17 protein-coding genes are annotated in these 16531 nt (G+C 60.2%); 12 read left to right on the top strand and 5 right to left on the bottom strand.

The window, feature by feature from the left end; all coding sequences use genetic code 11:
- Positions 1 to 168: 168 nt before the first annotated feature.
- Positions 169 to 837, top strand: a complete 669-nt coding sequence (locus tag ACYQ6M_RS02635) for an OmpA family protein (RefSeq protein WP_460071971.1) — start codon at positions 169 to 171, stop codon at positions 835 to 837.
- A gap of 147 nt (positions 838 to 984) precedes the next feature.
- Here ACYQ6M_RS02635 and ACYQ6M_RS02630 read toward each other — a convergent pair whose 3' ends face one another.
- On the bottom strand, positions 985 to 2196 hold the full coding sequence (locus ACYQ6M_RS02630) for a caspase family protein (protein ID WP_460071969.1): 1212 nt from the start codon (positions 2194 to 2196) through the stop codon (positions 985 to 987).
- A 280-nt stretch (positions 2197 to 2476) separates the two neighbouring features.
- On the opposite strand from ACYQ6M_RS02630, the gene ACYQ6M_RS02625 reads away from it, so the two are divergent.
- From ACYQ6M_RS02625 to ACYQ6M_RS02610, 4 genes are all read left to right on the top strand, one after another.
- The gene (locus ACYQ6M_RS02625; RefSeq protein WP_168692282.1) at positions 2477 to 3463 is read left to right on the top strand and encodes an OmpA family protein; all 987 of its coding nucleotides are present in this window, start codon (positions 2477 to 2479) and stop codon (positions 3461 to 3463) included.
- Between the two features lie 10 nt (positions 3464 to 3473).
- Positions 3474 to 5078 (top strand): caspase family protein, encoded by a 1605-nt coding sequence (locus ACYQ6M_RS02620; protein ID WP_460071966.1) that lies wholly within the window; start codon positions 3474 to 3476, stop codon positions 5076 to 5078.
- Positions 5075 to 6520 (top strand): caspase family protein, encoded by a 1446-nt coding sequence (locus tag ACYQ6M_RS02615; RefSeq protein ID WP_055656105.1) that lies wholly within the window; start codon positions 5075 to 5077, stop codon positions 6518 to 6520. The genes ACYQ6M_RS02620 and ACYQ6M_RS02615 overlap by 4 nt, the downstream gene beginning before the upstream one ends.
- 134 nt (positions 6521 to 6654) lie before the next feature.
- Entirely contained in the window at positions 6655 to 8097 is a 1443-nt protein-coding gene (locus ACYQ6M_RS02610) for an SH3 domain-containing protein (protein WP_460071964.1), read from the top strand.
- Between the two features lie 52 nt (positions 8098 to 8149).
- Here ACYQ6M_RS02610 and ACYQ6M_RS02605 read toward each other — a convergent pair whose 3' ends face one another.
- Complete coding sequence (locus tag ACYQ6M_RS02605; RefSeq protein WP_460071962.1) at positions 8150 to 9256, bottom strand: YeeE/YedE family protein; 1107 nt, start codon at positions 9254 to 9256, stop codon at positions 8150 to 8152.
- 125 nt (positions 9257 to 9381) lie between these two features.
- On the opposite strand from ACYQ6M_RS02605, the gene ACYQ6M_RS02600 reads away from it, so the two are divergent.
- The gene (locus ACYQ6M_RS02600; protein ID WP_460071960.1) at positions 9382 to 10320 is read left to right on the top strand and encodes an MBL fold metallo-hydrolase; all 939 of its coding nucleotides are present in this window, start codon (positions 9382 to 9384) and stop codon (positions 10318 to 10320) included.
- A 25-nt stretch (positions 10321 to 10345) separates the two neighbouring features.
- On the opposite strand, the gene ACYQ6M_RS02595 is transcribed toward ACYQ6M_RS02600, so the two are convergent.
- The 3 genes from ACYQ6M_RS02595 to ACYQ6M_RS02585 all read right to left on the bottom strand — a co-directional run bounded on the left by ACYQ6M_RS02595 (position 10346) and on the right by ACYQ6M_RS02585 (position 12413).
- Complete coding sequence (locus tag ACYQ6M_RS02595; RefSeq protein ID WP_055656114.1) at positions 10346 to 11452, bottom strand: YeeE/YedE family protein; 1107 nt, start codon at positions 11450 to 11452, stop codon at positions 10346 to 10348.
- A 144-nt stretch (positions 11453 to 11596) separates the two neighbouring features.
- Positions 11597 to 11947, bottom strand: coding sequence for an ArsR/SmtB family transcription factor (locus tag ACYQ6M_RS02590; RefSeq protein WP_023003236.1), 351 nt, complete (start codon positions 11945 to 11947; stop codon positions 11597 to 11599).
- Positions 11948 to 12038: 91 nt separating this feature from the next.
- Entirely contained in the window at positions 12039 to 12413 is a 375-nt protein-coding gene (locus tag ACYQ6M_RS02585; RefSeq protein ID WP_023003235.1) for a regulatory protein SoxS, read from the bottom strand.
- A 92-nt stretch (positions 12414 to 12505) separates the two neighbouring features.
- Between ACYQ6M_RS02585 and ACYQ6M_RS02580 the strand changes: the two genes are divergently transcribed.
- The 6 genes from ACYQ6M_RS02580 (at position 12506) to soxA (ending at position 16424) form a co-directional block, all read left to right on the top strand.
- On the top strand, positions 12506 to 13240 hold the full coding sequence (locus ACYQ6M_RS02580) for a cytochrome c biogenesis CcdA family protein (protein ID WP_460071957.1): 735 nt from the start codon (positions 12506 to 12508) through the stop codon (positions 13238 to 13240).
- A 32-nt stretch (positions 13241 to 13272) separates the two neighbouring features.
- Positions 13273 to 13866, top strand: a complete 594-nt coding sequence (locus tag ACYQ6M_RS02575; RefSeq protein ID WP_023003233.1) for a SoxW family protein — start codon at positions 13273 to 13275, stop codon at positions 13864 to 13866.
- Between the two features lie 177 nt (positions 13867 to 14043).
- Positions 14044 to 14523: a sulfur oxidation c-type cytochrome SoxX gene (gene soxX, locus ACYQ6M_RS02570; protein WP_075282328.1), complete on the top strand. Its 480-nt coding sequence runs from the start codon at positions 14044 to 14046 to the stop codon at positions 14521 to 14523.
- A 23-nt stretch (positions 14524 to 14546) separates the two neighbouring features.
- Entirely contained in the window at positions 14547 to 14996 is a 450-nt protein-coding gene (gene soxY / locus ACYQ6M_RS02565; protein ID WP_023014500.1) for a thiosulfate oxidation carrier protein SoxY, read from the top strand.
- Between the two features lie 97 nt (positions 14997 to 15093).
- Complete coding sequence (gene soxZ / locus ACYQ6M_RS02560) at positions 15094 to 15420, top strand: thiosulfate oxidation carrier complex protein SoxZ (RefSeq protein ID WP_023003230.1); 327 nt, start codon at positions 15094 to 15096, stop codon at positions 15418 to 15420.
- A gap of 173 nt (positions 15421 to 15593) precedes the next feature.
- On the top strand, positions 15594 to 16424 hold the full coding sequence (gene soxA / locus ACYQ6M_RS02555; protein WP_460071954.1) for a sulfur oxidation c-type cytochrome SoxA: 831 nt from the start codon (positions 15594 to 15596) through the stop codon (positions 16422 to 16424).
- Positions 16425 to 16531: the final 107 nt, after the last annotated feature.

Raw genomic sequence — 16531 nt, 5'->3', positions numbered from 1 at the left:
TCAACCCGGTTGTCTGCAATTTGATTTTGTAAGGCCGCAAATGTGGCAGGGATGATGGGACAGCGTCAAATACCCAACTGACGCAGTGGCCACTTTCATTTTTTGCCAGCCGTATGGTAGAAACGGATCAATCCGTGAAACGACCACGTAACGGTTCGGGATATTGCCATGAAGCCTTTTGCATTTCTTTTGATTTTTATTTCCCTGGCTCTGCCTGCCGCGGCGCAAAGCACTATCACGCTTGAGGATTTCGATCTTGGCGGCGACACCAAACCCGCAACTTCCGCCTCGCGTGACGCCAGTGCCCCGACGGAGACCGAGATGGAAAAATGCCTGCTTGATCAGGCCGCCTGCAGCAACTCGGAATTCAAGTCAAACACCGCCCTGTCGATGGACGATGTAGTGAATCTCAAGCTTGTCGATCGGGAAGGTGCTGCCTCCACCCCGCCACCAGTCGGCGGCTCTTCGGAAACCGCGTCATCGGCACCACTGCCGACGATCGACATGGAAATCCTGTTCGACTACAACTCGGCATCGCTGCGTCCGGACCAGGCCGCGAAGATTACCGAACTCTCGCGCATTCTGAGCCAGGACAAGTTCAAGAACTATCGCTTCCTGCTGCTTGGCCACACGGATGCAAAGGGCAGTGCGCAGTACAATCTTGCCCTCTCGCAACAGCGCGCCCAGACGGTCGCAGGTTTCGTTGCAGCCTGGGGTGGGCTTTCAGAGCAGCGTGTTCTGGCAAGCGGAATGGGCGCCTCCAGATTGAAGGACCAGAGCGATCCCTACGGCGAACAGAACCGCCGCGTCCAGCTGGTCCTGCTGCCGGTCAACTGATCCTCACAAAAGGACCTGCCTGCACAGTCGCCTCCCCGACGCCCTCCCGGCCAATCGAGGCGCGGGCTGGGATCGGGGATGCACAGACCTTTCGATTTCAGAGCGCGGGCGCATCTTCGTTGAAAGCGACCCGCCTCTTCTCCTGCGTCAGTTGATCTTGAACTCGGCAAAATGATAGGCGACCCGTTCCGGGTCGGACCCGATGGTCCCGGACATCTCGTTTTGCGCGAGCTGTCCGTTGATCCGCCTGAGCACTTCCTTTTTCTGCTGATCGGAAAGAGCCGGACCCATTGAACAGAAGAAGCCGATGCGGTTCGCCCCCTTCTCGTCCGCTTCTTCCACGACCAGCCCATAGCGCGAGCCGGGCGAGATTTCGTAACGGATCTTGCCGCCGCCGAGTTCAACTGTCTTGAAGTACGAAGTCGGGATCGGCGTCACCCGGTTTGACGGTGTTATGTTAAAGAAATCCGGTGCGCACTGCTGCGGCACATCCGCCAGAACCGAGACTTCCTCGCCGGCACTGACCGAGCCGGGATAGACTGCCAGCAGGGTCTGCTGATCATCTGTCTCCGGAGCGGCTGCGTTTGTGCGCTGGAAATAGAATTCCGTCTGCATCTGAGACAGCTGCTGCGGCCGCTGCTCGCCGTCGGTTTCGGCCATCACGTCACGCGTCACCCGCTTCATCAAGACGGAGACTTCCGCATCCGGTGTGGCGACGTGGCGGGCCAGCGCCTTGGCGAAAGGCGAGTTCTGTCCGGCACCATCCTTTGCAACGGAGTTCGGCAGGGTGGCGAAAGTGACCAGCATGTCGCCAACGGTGCGGATAGGGGCAAGCCCGCGGGTGATCCCGGCGGACCGCCCGTCGGAGGAGGACTGCGACAACAGATGTTCGGCAAAGGGGTTGTTGCGGCAGGCGTCAAGGAACAGGAGACTGATCGGCACCTCTTCCATCACCTCCATGAACGAACGCAGACTGACCGTTTCCCGTTCGATCGAGGTCGCAGATTTCAGTTGCGCATCCACGGGGATCAGAAAATTCTCACCATCCTTCTGAATGCCATGGCCTGCGAAATAGAGCACCGCCACATCCAGGTCCGGAGCACGATCGGCAAGATCGTCCAAAACCTTGCCAAGACCGTCCTCATCAAGGTCGAAATGAACCGAAACTTCGAATCCGACCGCTTCCAGCGACTTGGCGACAAGATCCGCATCCCGTCCCGGGTTACCGAGCCGGCCGATCTGCTCGTAGGACGAATTACCGATAACAAGCGCAAAGCGGTTTTCCTCTGCCTGCGCCAGACCGGCGGCCATCAGAAAAAGACAGCAGAACCCCGTCAGAAGCCTGACACATCTCGACATTTGACCGCCCGGCACCACTGCAACCTCATCCTTAGAAATCATCAATTTGAAATACCTCATGACGCCCTGACAATTGACTCAAGCGACCCTGCGTGATGTTGTCTTGCGAACAGATTGAAACGCAATAAGGAACGGAGAAGCAACCGGGATTTTACACCGGTGCGTCAGTTGCAACGTCTGCGAGCCTGGAAACAACCGGCCCTCAACCCTTCGCTGCAAACACCCGCCAGACCGACCTATTTTATAATTTATCATGCAAGAGTTGGAGAGACTTTCCAGCATGCCGCTTATCCGAACTGTTTTACCCGCCCGCCTTATGCATCTGGCGGGCCTTGCCGTCTCCGCCGTCATCGCCCTGCCCCTCCTGACCACTGACGCTTCCGCACAACTCGTTTCATGCGAGAGCATTCAGAAGGACTGGCTTGCGATGCCGCTGAGCGCCGGTCACGAAGACCGCGTCAGGATCTACGACCAGGCCTTCAATGACAGCGATTGCGACGGCATGGTGGTGGAAGGCTTTGGCAAGGAAATCATCGATGCCCGGCTCGACGTCATCGCGCCGTTTCAGGATCTTGAAGGCTATACCGGCAACCTTGAAACCCTGAAACAGGACCTGGCCGACCTTCAGGAATTCGGCAGCCACTGGCGTATTTCCTATCTGCTCGGAGAAATTCTGCGCAAGCAGCAGCAAACCCTGCCCGCGTTCCGCGCCTATCAGGAAGCCCTTGGCCTGGTGGACGACACCGAGCTGACCCCTGCGGAACCGGCACATGCCATGATCGCCCGGCTGCGCGACCGCCTGGATGAGCTGGCGGTGGTCGTTGCCCAGATTTCAGAGGAACCGGGAGACATCAAGATTCCGGTCACCCGCAGCGGACAGTCGATCTCGCAATACAGCTTTTCCACGCGTGGCTACAAACGCAAGAAGACCCTGGTTCCAATCCAGTTCGTCTACGATCAGGATGTCATGACCAAAGCCGGCAGGACCAGCTTTGAAGACGTGCAGGAAGCTTTGGAAAAGCAGGGCTCCCCGGACATCCAGGTCGTCGGCCATACCGATCCGGTCGGCTCTGATGCCTACAACATGCAACTGTCCATGAAGCGTGCCGAGGCCGTACGTAGCGCCTTGCTGGCAGCCGGATACTCCGGCTCCATCGAGGTGCTTGGCATGGGTGAAAGCCAGCCGTTCCAGTTCGACGATCCATCCCTCTACACCGAGGACGTGCGCAATCAGGCGCACCGACGTGTTGAATTCGTCCAGAAATAGGCCGGCCCGCATGACCAGATCCATTCTGCCGGCCTCCGCGGCTTTCCTGAAAAAGCGGGTGCCGGGATTTGCCCCTGCCCTCGTGCTTGCAGCAGGCCTTGCCGCGCCGCTTCCCGCATTTGCAGGCAATCTCTACGGCCTCGTCATCGGCATTGACGACTACCAGCACATCACCGACCTCAAGGGCGCCGTCAATGACGCGAGAGATGTTGCCGGAACACTGGAAAAGCTGGAGGCCAGCAAGGTCATTCTGCTGACCGATGCCGAAGCCACGCGGGACAACGTCTTTGCCTCGTGGCGGGAGCTGACGGAACTTGCCGGCCCGGGGGATACGCTGGTGTTTCATTATGCAGGTCACGGTGCCCGGCAGGAAGCGATCCTTCCCGGGCACGAAGAACTCGACAACATGTTCCTGCTGGCGGGCTTCGACGAAACCGGCCCGGGTGTCAACGAGCGCATCATCGACAACGAGGTCGGCCATCTGCTGGCCGAAGAAGAGGAAGCAACCGTCGTCTTCGTCGCCGACAGCTGTTTTGCAGGCGATATGGCCCGGGCAGCCGATTTCCGCGCCGAAGTAAATGTGCGCGTTGCCGATGTTCGGGTCGACAAATCCTCGGACCGGATCGCCGAGCGGGTCAGGCAACTTGGCGAAGTTGAGGAAGATGCACTTCAAAATGTCATCTGGCTTTATGCCCAGGACCGCAACAAGGTCACCCAGGAAGTGCGGATCGGCGAAGAGCTGCGCGGTGCGCTCTCCTATGCCTTTTCCCGCGCTCTCGAGGGTGAAGCGGACGGTGACAGCGACAGCGTTTTGAACACGGCCGAGCTGAAGCGTTACGTAAACAGCTCGGTCAAGCGCCATACCGAACGGCGGCAACGGCCGGAGGTCAATGCCGGATCCAGGGACCTGGAAATCCTGCTGCATGATGCTGCCGGCACGCCTGCCCCGAGCGCCGGATTTCCGGAACTGACGCTCTACGCCGACCCCGGCGAGACAATTCCCGCCCTGTCAGGCATCCGCAAGGTCGACAGCAAGGCTGAGGCCGATCTGATTTATGACGGCGACGGCGCTTCGCTGGTCTACAAGACCGGCGACGTGATCGCCTCGTTTCCCGCCCCGCCTTCCGCCGAGGCCCTGCAGGCGACCGTCGACAAATGGCGTTTCCTTGCCTTCCTGATCGAATTTGCCGAAACCGAAGGTCCGGAACTGGACCTTTCCGACGGCAGCCGGACCTATGTCGAAGGTGAGCAGGTGACATTCTCGATCCGCTCGTCCGGCAACGAAAATGTGGTCCTGTTCAACCTCGCTTCAAACGGGGCAGTTCAACTGGTCGGCCCCGTTCGCAGAGGCAAGCGCGGTCTGGCTGCAGGCAAGCTCCGGCTTGGCCGGACTGACAGCTTCCGATCCGCGGTGATCCCGCCCTTCGGCGCCGACCATCTCATCGCCATCACCACGCCGTCCCCCATGCCCGATCTCGTGGATGCGGTTCAGGACGCACAACAAAACAACGATCTCGCCGCCCTGGCCAAGGAAATCGGCCACACGCTCGACGGCCAGTCCTTCGGCCTGGACTGGGTCGGGCTTTATACGCGCGCAAAGGGAGACCTTCAGTGAAAACCGGATACCTCAAGGCCTTCGCGGCAACCATGTGCCTGTGCCTGTCCGCCGGCACGGTTCATGCCGCGCAAAAGGCATTGCTGATCGGCGCCGGCGTCTACCCCTATCTGGAACCGGACGCGCAGCTTTCTGGCCCTGCCAACGACGTGCGCCAAATGGCGGATTTCCTCAAGGGCGACTGGGGCTTTGCATCCTCCGATGTCCGCATCCTGGTGGAAGAAGGCGCGGCCAAGAACAACATTCTGGGTTCCATCACCGGTTGGCTCGCCAGTGAAACGCGCCCCGGTGACCGCGTCATCATTTATTATTCCGGTCACGGCTCGCAGGTTCCCGATCGCAACGGCGACGAGGAAGACGGCCTCGATGAAACCTTCGTCCCGACCGATTACGGCCGCAGGGGTGCAAGGGCCGAGGATATGCTCACTGATGACGAGATCGCCTCCGCGCTGTCCACGTTGAAGGGCCGAGAAGTGATCCTGATCGCCGATTCCTGCCATTCAGGCACGGTCAACCGCGATGTCGTTCCGGATCTTGTTTCCAAGGGTCTTGATGCGAAAGCGCGTTACCTGCCGTTTTCGGGCGTTTCCAGATCCCTGCCGGTGGTGCGTGACGAAGAGCCTCTGGCGCGCGAAACCAACGTGCACCTGACCCTGTCTGCTGCCCTGCCACACCAGCTGGCCTGGGAAACCAACGGCTCGGGCATCTTTACCCAGAACCTGATCCGGGGTCTGCGCACGCGCGAGGCCGACCTCAACGGCAATGGCCGTGTCACCACCGCGGAACTTCTGAACTATCTGCGTCCGCGGACCGAGCAATGGTGCCAGCGCGTGGAGGATTGCCGTGATCTGCAGTTCACGCCGAACATGTCGCCGCGCAACGAAGCCTTCATTCTGCAACCGGCATCGGCCGAAGGCCCTGTCCAGACGGTAACCGGAAATACCGCCGACGATGTTTCCGACGTGCTTCCGGAGCAATCCTCGCAGGAAATCAAGGTCTCCATCCTGCCCGGCTCCGTGCACCAGATCGGTGACGAGGTGCAATTCCAGCTCACCAGTGCGGTCGATGGCTACCTGACCCTTTTCGACCTCACCGTCGAAGACGATCTGGTGCTTCTGTTCCCGACCGATGAGGATCGCTCCGCCGGCAAGACCGGCCGCATCCGCGCCAACTCCGCGCTCACGGTTCCCGACCCGTCCTACGGTTTCAGCTTCGAGGCAGAGGCACCGGCGGGCAAGGGCAAGCTGCTGGCGATCGTGACCGAGGATCCGGTGGACCTGGAAAACCTTCTTGCTGCCAACGGCGAATTCGAGCCGATCGGCGACAAGATCGATTTCATGAAGGAACTTTCCGGCCGCCTCAACAAGGTCTGGACCGCGGACAACGCCAATCGCAGCGCCCGTTGGGCGGCCGGTTATCAGGATTATGAAATCCGGCAGTAATCCCTTGCAGGCTTGCTCAAGCAGGCCTCAAACTTCACTTTCAGGCATCGCAAACGGGCCCTTTCCCGGACCTCATTTGGTCAAGATCATCGGGGCGGCCCGGCGCCCGCTTCACTCAGCAGTCGACGGTACCCATGTTGCTCAAATCCATCGTTTTCTGTCTTTCGCTGGTTTTCTCGGTTTCGCAGCTTTCTGCCGCCGAGATTACTCAGCGTCCCGATCTCGCACCGCGATTGGCACAATTGAAACCGTTGTATCCGGGCAAAGGGTCTGCCGGCAGCGTGGTCAATGAATTGCAGGGAACGATATTCCTGATTTCCGGTGTTATCGAAAAAGGCGATCTGGAAAAGCTGAAGGCTGCTCTCGACGGCACCTGGGGCAAATTCATCGTCTTCGACAGCCCCGGCGGCAGCTTTCTGGAAGGCATCCGCATCGGCCAGTATCTGCAATACAACGTCGGCTCGCAGGACCCGGATCTCAACGGTGTCTTCGTTCTCAACGGTAACGAGTGCCTGTCCGCCTGCGCGCTCGCCTTCACCCTGGCAGCTACCCCGCGCAACGCTGTTTATGGCGGCGATATCCGCTTTCTGGAAGCTGGCGCGGCACTCGGGTACCACATGGCGTTCCTGCCGGAGGAGAAGGCCAACCAGCTTGTGGCGGTCAAGGAAGCCATGAATCTGGCCTACGAAGTGACGCAGACCTACGTCAAGCTGATCAAGGGCGGCATTGCCCCGTCCATTCTGCTGCAGGAGGCCCTGTCCCACCGTACTGCCGACAGCTTCTTTTATCTGGCTGGCGGCATTCGGTCCTATGCGATGGGCCTGACGCCGGTTTCTGCCGGCACGATTGCCGACCCGATCAACAAGAGCGCCCTTTACATGGACACGGTTGGCGCCATGTGCACCCAGCTTTTCCAGGCAGACAATTCAATCAGGAAATCTGAAGTCGAATATGAATTCGGCGCAATTGACGGGTCTGGTCCGAACCCGCAGGAAACCAAGCTGGAAGATCTGATCCAGCAGCTGGGGTCACGCCGTATCGCCGCAAGCCACAATGGCGTTGCTTATTGCACGGTCGAACTTTCCGAAGACGGCACCGTCGGCATGCGCATCACCTCCGGTTCGCTGCCCTGTGCGAAGGGCGGGTATGACGCCCCCACATGGTGCGCAATGCCGGGACCTTTCGACGATACCCTGCCGAAAGTGACCAATGCGCTGCTTGCCGATGCAGCCAGTTGCCACGGCGGCACGCTGACGACCGAATACGCCTACTGGACGAGCGATGTCATCGACTACGACATCGGCGAGGAAACACCGACCGTTCTGACGGACTGGAATTCGTGGGAGCGCACCATCGCGCGGGACGTCAACGTTCGCCAGAACCCTTCTCTCGACGCGGAAGCCGTTGGCCGGGTGCAGATCGGCGACAAGGTCAAGATTTCCGATTGCCGTATCGTCTCTGGGCCGCAAGGTGTCTGGTATCAACTGTCCACCGGCGGCTGGATCAGTGCCCGCTTCGTTTCCGAATTCGACCAGTTCACCCGTCCGGCAACAGAAGAAACCATGATAGGCCGATAAGGGCCTTGAACCCGTCAGCTCCCGGCAGGCAAGGCCTCTTCCTGCTTTGCCTTCAGGCTGCGGTTTTCACCTGTTCTGCTGCAGGAGACCCAACGACCGTCTGCCGCCGGGCGTCATAGCTTGTCAGCAGGCGATCGGCAACACCGGCAGACAGCCAGATGGCGGTCAGGGTGATCCACGCCGTCAGCGCGAAGATGGAAGCTCCTGTGATACCGGCCCCGACGGCACAGCCGCCGGCAAGCATGCCGCCGAACCCCATGAGCGTTGCTCCGGTGAGGTAGCGCGCCATCGACTTGCCGCCTTCGAACCCCTGCAGGGCGAGTTCCCGCGTCACGAAAGCCGCCAGGAACGAGCCCAGAAAGACACCGGGCACCAAGCCGACATCGAAATCAAGCAGATCGCCCGGTGGTGACAGAACCAGCATCAGGGCATCGGCGGACGGTCCGGTGAAGGTTACGCCTTCCACCTGCACGGGGTCGAAAGCCTGCCGGGCCATGGCGGATGTGAACCACCAGGCCAGGGGAATTGCCAGCCCCGCGCCCGCTGCCGCCACCAGCTGCCAGACCTTCACCCTCGACCGCCAGGCAAAGACAAGCCCCGCCACCAGCCAGAGCGCCGTGAAACCAAGCGTCACGGATGTGCTCAGCCCCAGCATCTCGGTCAGATTGTTGCCGCCGATATCCCCTGTCGTCCAAAGACCTGCAAACCATTCGCGCACCGGCTTCAACAGGCCACGCAGGCTCGCCTGGGCGACGACGGCAAAGACAAGCCCGGACAATAATGCCCGCAGATTGCCGGTGGCCGAAAGCACCAGCAGACGACTTGCGCATCCGCGCGCCAGCACCATGCCGGTGCCGAACATCAACCCGCCCAGCAAAGCTCCGGAAAGACTTTGCGGCGACGCCAACTGGCGGGCTTCATTTGCCTGCACTTCGCCCAGGTGGATCAGCACTTGCGTACACAGAACCGCCGCGGAAAAGGTCAGGAGCCAGACAGGCAACCGGTCCTTCGGCGCACCGCGAGAAAATTCCAGGCTGGCAGCGCGCAGGCAAAAGCGGCTTTGCTGGGCAAAGGCGCCAAAAAGGACGCCGACAACCAGCCCGCCGATTGCCAGCAACCAGGGCTCGGAAATTTCGTCCAGAAGAAATGTCAGGTCCATGGGCCCCTCCCGGGCACACTGCGTCCTCGATTGCCACCAGCTTGGTGCCCTTTCGCTTCAACGGGCATTGACCTCTCTCAATGAAACATAGATAAATTCAAAAGTTTGAATATGTGGAGGATGCCATGTCCGGGCAATTTCGGAAAGATCTGACGAGACGCAACGTTCTTGCCGGAGGCCTCGCGTTTGCGACCGCGGGTTTTGCCAGCCGGATAACGCCTGCCTTTGCAACTGCGAACCTGACCCTCGGCGCACACGACATCACCGTCTTTTCCGACGGTCATCTGACCCTGCCGATGAACTTCATTTTGCCAGAGCAAAGCGAAGAAGAGATCGCGACGCTGCTGAAACCCCATGGCCTTGCCACAGACGCTCTGACACCGGATTGCAACATCACATTGCTCCGCACCGGCGACCGCATAGTCCTCTTCGACGTCGGATCAGGCGCCAATTTCCAGTCGACGGCAGGTGAGTTGCCGGACCACCTGGCGGAAGCCGGTATCGATCCGTCGGACATCACCGACATTGTCTTCACCCACGCCCACCCGGACCATCTTTGGGGCATCCTGGACGATTTCGACGATCCGCTTTACCCGGAAGCGCAGATCTGGATGCCACAGGCCGAATGGGACTACTGGCGCGCCGACGATACGCTGGCCAAGACGCCGGAGGAGCGCAAGAGTTTCGTGGTCGGGGCACAGGCGCGTTTCGACGTGATCGAAGACCGGGTGAACATGATCAAGCCGGGCCAGGAAGTGCTTCCAGGCGTTGAGGCGGTCGACACGGCGGGCCACACTCCGGGGCACATGTCCTACATGCTGCACGGCGGATCCGAGAGCCTGCTGGTGGTGGGCGACGCGATTTCCAACACGGTGATTTCGTTCGAAAAACCCGGCTGGGCCTCCGGCTCCGATCAGGACCGCGACATGGGCATTGCCACCCGCAAGGCGCTGCTCGACCGACTGGCGCAAGATGGCTCCCGCGTCATCGGTTACCACTTCCCCCACCCCGGTGGAGGGCACGTGGAACGCACCGGCGATGCCTACAGTTTCGTCGCAGCCTGAACTGCCGGATGAAAGGTGCCGGGTTTCACTCCGCCGCCGAGTGATGGGCACTGCCCTGGTTGCGCTGGAAGGCGGCAAGGACGTTGCCTTCCACAAGCCAGGCAAGCCCGACCCGCGCACCGAGTGCCATGGATACCATCACGATGGGCGCAGAAATCGCCAGCGTGGAAAAGCCGGTAATGCCCTGCCCCACCGTGCAGCCCATGGAAAACACGCCGCCGACACCCATCAGGGTGCCCCCCAGAAGATGGCGGCCGAGTTCGCGTGCATCGTCGCACGCTTCCCAGCGGATATCCCGTTTCCACATGGCTGCGACCACAGCGCCGACCAGCGTACCGGCAATCAGACCGACGCCGTAATCCGGCAGGGTCCCCGTATAGGTGATCAGCTGCATGATGGTGTCACCGACCGGTACCACGAAGGATCCGGCCTCGATCTGGATCGGATCGAAGGAGCGTCCCGCAAGGAAGGTTGTCGCCCACCAGCCGAAGGCGATCACGCCGCCGATGACAACACCGGTTCCGATCTTGCTCCATTGCCGGCGATAGGACGCCGATTTGAAGATCCAGAACAGACCGGCCAAAGCGAGCACGATGGCAACCACACCCTGCAGCTTCATGCCCACCAGGGTCGAGACAATGTCGCCCATGGACTGGCTGCCGCTTGCGGTGAAGGAAACGGCAAGATCATCAACGATCGGCACTCGCACGATGCCGACGATGCCCCTTTGGGCGGCCAGTGCCGACAGGCCGATGACCGTCAGCACCACGAGCGCCCGGAGGCTGCCGCCACCCAGACGCAGAACCGCGCCGAAACCGCAGGTGCCGACAAGCGCCATGCCGATGCCGAACATGAAGCCGCCGAGAATGGCGCCCGTCCAGGCAAATTCCGGTGACAGGTAAAAGGAGGCAGCCGTGTCGGCCATGCCGAAGGCGACGAGCAGCTGTGTGCCGATCAGTGCGGATACGGAAGCAAGCACCCAGGTCCTGAGCGCGCTGCTGTCGCCCGCGTACCAGTGCCTTTCCAGGGCCGACAGCGTACAGAAGTGGTTTGACCTGGCAACGAACCCCAGCACGCACCCCGCGAGCACACCCAGAAGCGGTGTCAGCACCGCCGGATCGAGATTGACCATGCGCGTCCTACCCTCCGCCGGTTATTCCGGCCGCGTTTCCCGTACTCGCTCTTTCGGCGATTTTTCAAACCGTAGCAGGCAGCGAAATTTGCAGCAATCGAACTCGTTGCTGCATCGCACGCCCGTATGTTGCGCTACCTGCGTTTATTTTTCAGGTGCACGCACGTCCTTGCAGAACAGCTCGTAAAGGCTCGAAATGATCGAACTCACCTCATCGTTCATGAGGCTGTAGTAGATCATGCGCCCGTCGCGCCGCGACTGCACAAGGCCTTCCAGGCGAAGCCGTGCAAGCTGCTGGGAAACCGCGGCCTGCGGCATTGTGAGGATCTCTTCGAGCTCGGAAACCGACTTTTCGCCTTCGGACAGCAGACACAGGATGACAAGGCGCACTTCGTGCGAAAGGGCCTTGAGCAGATCGCTCGCCTTCCGCGCCTGCTCCATCAGCAGGTCGAGGTCCTTCGCATCCAGGTTCTTGTCAAAGGCCGGCAGTATCATCCGGAACCCATACCCTTTTCAGCATTGCCATTGCAGCGCACAAAACCGCTTTTCAGATTCATGCCTCAACTTCAGCACCGGATCAACAGCATCACTTGCTCGTGTCCGGAAGCTTTCCCAACATATCGGTCAGCAGCGGCCAGAAGAAGTGCTCTCCCGGATAGCCGCGCAGACGGTCGATTTCAACGCCGTCGGCCACCAGAATGAAGGTTGGCGTCATCCGCTCTTTCGGTATGCCGGCCAGGTCCTGCGGCCAGGCGTCGGTAATATCAACGCGGCGCAACGGCGCTTGCCGGCCTTCCGACGTCTTCGGATAGGCGATGCCGATTTCCTCGTTCCAGCGCTTGCACCAGACACACCCCGGCTGCTCAAGCATGACCAGCTCGGCACTCCAGGCAGGCAACGCCTGAAACAGGCCGGAAACCAACACTCCGGCAAGGATCATCGCACGTGTCGCGACGGACATTTTGCAGTCTCCACATTTCTTCCATTGCAATATATAGGAACTTTTGAATATTTTAAAGCAACCGAAGATCGAGTTTCTCTGGGAGGAAATGAATGCTCGATGTTTCTCTGGGCGCTGCCTTTCTGGCAGGTCTGCTTTCATTCATTTCGCCTTGTGTCTTGCCGATTGTGCCGCCCTACCTGTGTTACCTGGCCGGTGTCAGCGTCGATGAACTGAAGGGCGACACGGCCACGGCCGAAACGGGTCGCCGGGTGATTCTGGCGGCGATCGCCTTCGTGCTCGGCTTTTCGCTCGTCTTTGTCGCCCTCGGTGCAACGGCCAGCGTCATCGGCCAGTCGATCGCCCGCTACTACGATATCCTGTCTTATGTTGCAGGCGCGATCATCATCGTCATGGGCCTGCATTTTCTCGGTGTCTTTCGCATCGGGCTCCTGTTCCGCGAAGCCCGCATTCATGTGGAACGCAAGCCCGCGGGTCTGGTTGGAGCCTTCGTCATGGGCCTGGCGTTCGCGTTCGGCTGGACACCGTGCGTCGGCCCGGTTCTGGCGGCAATCCTGTTCGTTGCCGGATCGTCGGACACCACCTGGCACGGCGCCGGACTGCTTGCGGTCTATGCACTCGGCATCGGTCTGCCTTTCATCCTGGCGGCAGCATTTGCCAGCCGGTTCCTGAAACTGGCCGGCCGTTTCCGCAAACACATGGGCACGGTGGAAAAGATCATGGGCGGCCTTCTGGTGCTCACCGGCCTGCTGTTCATCACCGGGCAGATGTCGGCAATCGCCTTCTGGCTGCTCGAAACTTTCCCGGCTTTCTCACAAATCGGCTGACCGGCCATTTCCGGTCCAGGGAGGACAATGACATGCGTATCTGGAAACAATTGGTGCTGGCAGTCGAGCTCTTGGCGGCCCTGACCACAACGGCGCTCGCCGCAACGCTCGGCGACGATGGCCTGCACAAGCAGCCCTGGTTCACCGTAACCTTCCGCGACATAGGCGAAGACATTGAAACCGCGGCAGGAGAAGGCAAGCGCCTTGCCATCATCTTTGAACAACGCGGCTGCATCTATTGCCGCCAGATGCACGAAAAGATCCTCTCCGACCCGGAAGTGACCGACTACATCAAAGAGAACTTCATGGTCGTGCAATACAACATGTTCGGCGACGAGGAAGTGATCGACCTGGACGGCGAAGAACTGACCGAAAAGACCGCCGCGCGCAAATGGGGCTATGTCTTCACACCCACAATCGTGTTCCTTCCGGAAGAGGTTCCAAGCGAGGGAACCGTGTCGGAAGTGGCCGTTGCGACGATGCCTGGCGCCTTCGGCAAGTGGACTTTCCTGAACATGTTTCGCTGGGTTCAGGAAAAAGGCTACGAAGGCGACGAGCATTTCCAGAAGTATCATGCCCGCATAATCAACGAGTTGCGCGAAAAAGGCCGCCTCGACGCGGAATAGGAAGAGCGGATAAAACAGGTTTATGCCGGATACGGCAAAAGGCCTATTGCATAACATATGCAAAAAATCATATCTTTTAATATGAGGAGGACAGGCAGGCTGGGGAATCGGACCTGCCGAAGGAACGCAAACGGCACCACAGCCGGCCGTTCCGCACTGAGGAGGAAAGCCGACACAATGTTCAAGGGCGCGACACATTTCAGCCTGCCGGCGGCCTTTGCCGGCCTAGCCGTCCTGGCCGCTTCCGCAGCGGCCGCCGGAACGGTTGCTCCGGACAGCGTTCCCATCGTCGATATGGAACTGTCCGAATCCCTGACGGGCGTTCAGGGAGACCCGCAGGCCGGACGCGAAGCCTTCGCCGACCGCAAGAAGGGCAACTGCCTGGCTTGCCATGCCAATGCCGATCTCAGCGACCAGCTGTTCCACGGCGAAGTCGGCCCCGTCCTCGACGGTGCCGCCGACCGCTGGAGCGAGGCGCAACTGCGCGCCATCGTGGTCAACAGCAAGGACGTCTTCGGCGAACAGACCATCATGCCCGGTTTCTACACCCTGAAGGTGGGCATCAACGTCGACGAGGAATTCGCCGGCAAAACCATCCTGTCAGCGCAAGAGGTAGAGGACGTCGTCGCCTATCTCATGACGCTGAAAGAGAATTGATCTCGGGTTTCAAGGAGCAAGAGATGAGCTTTACAAGACGCCAGGTGTTTGGTCTCACGATCGGAGCCGCTGCATTCGTGGCCGCCGGATCGCGGGTTTCCTTCGCCGCAACCGACCAGACCGAAGAGGCCATCAAGGCCTTCACCGGCGGAGCAGATCCCAAGGAGGGAACAGTTTCCCTCGACACGCCGGAAATTGCCGAGAACGGCAACACGGTGCCGGTCGGCGTATCCGTCGACAGCCCGATGACGGCAGACAGCTTCGTTGAGTCTGTCCTGATCCTGGCCGACGGCAACCCCAACCCGGCTGTTGCCACGTTCCACTTCACTGCCATGAGCGGTGTTGCCGAAGCCAAGACCCGCATCCGGCTCGCCAAGACGCAGAACGTCATCGCGGTCGCCAAGATGAACGATGGCTCCACCTTCATCGACCGCAAGGAAGTGAAAGTCACCATCGGCGGCTGCGGCGGCTAATCCGCAACAGCGCAAGCGGCTTGTCCGCAGGACCGGCACCGGCCTTTAGCCGAACCGCCGCCCGGCAAGCAGATCAGGGATACGAAGGAACCAAATCATGGCAGATCCGAAACCGCGTGTGAAAGTGCCCAAGAAGGCAGCTGCGGGCGAAGTCATCACCATCAAGACGCTTATCAGCCACCCGATGGAATCCGGTCAGCGCAAGGACAAGGAGGGCAACCTCGTTCCGCGCCAGATCATCAACAAGTTCACCTGCGAGTTCAACGGACAGGTGGTGTTTTCCTGTGACATGGACCCGGCCGTCTCGGCGAACCCCTACATGGAGTTCAGCGCCAAGGTGAATGAAACCGGCACGTTCAAGTTCACCTGGGTCGATGACGACGGCAGCGTCTACGAATCCGAGAACAAGATCACTGTTGAATAGGCGGCGGCCCTGCATCCGCGGCTGTGACGTCCGCATGGACTGAAAAGCCCGGGACAGGGTGCATCGAGAGTGTCGGGACATCGTATCTGCAGTCTGTTGAAGGCAGGATGTTCCAGGGATCGCTCAAATCGGGAGGAGACGATTTGGCCAATAGAACGAAACGCATAGCCACCATGTTCACAATAACGATGGTCGGCACAAGCGCAAGCCTGGCCGGGGGGCCGGTTGACGAAAAGCTCGTTATCGACGGGGAAGTGGAGATCATGACCCGTGTACCGGCGCCGGAAGGGCACCCGTTCGACGAACTGATCTCGGGCTGGCACTACCGCACGGAAGAAACGCGTGATCTGGAGGCCGACAGCTTCCAGAACCCGGGTATGCTCTATGTGGAGCGCGGCGAGGAAATCTGGAACACCGTGGACGGTGCTGCTGGCAAGTCCTGCGCCTCCTGCCACGAGGATTCCGAGGAGTTCCTCAAGGGTCTCGGCGCCAGCTATCCCAAGTGGAATGAGGACGCCGGCAAGCCGTTCAACATCGAGCTTCAGATCAACCAGTGCCGTGAACAGAACATGCAGGCTGAGCCCTACAAGTTCGACGCGGCCGATCAGAAGGCTCTGACGACCTACATCAAGCACCAGTCGCTTGGCATGCCGATGAAAGTCGATCTGAGCGAAGGCGAAATGCAGACCTGGTGGGACAAGGGCAAGGAGCTCTACTACACCCGCACGGGTCAGCTGAACCTGTCCTGTGCCACCTGCCACGAGAACTACAACGGCAACTACATCCGGGCTGACCACCTCAGCCAGGGCAGCGTCAACGGGTTCCCGACCTATCGTCTGAAGCAGGCGGACCTTGTCTCCCTGCACAACCGCTTCCGCGGATGTATCCGCGATACGCGGGCAGCCTTCCCGGCCGCCTTCTCCGATGAGCTGATGGCTCTGGAGGTCTATGTGACCTGGCGTGGCTCGGGGCTCGGCATCGAAACCCCGGCGGTTCGCCAGTAGGCTGACCGTTTAAACTCCGGCGCGGTCGCAGCCACCGCGCCGGTTTCTTTCCTGTCGCCGGCGAATTCCCGCCCGGCCAGCAGGCGGAAACAGAGGGCTGAAAACAT

It is taken from the genome of Roseibium sp. ROS1 (genome assembly GCF_054658215.1).
This window is presented reverse-complemented; position numbering and strand designations above follow the sequence as displayed.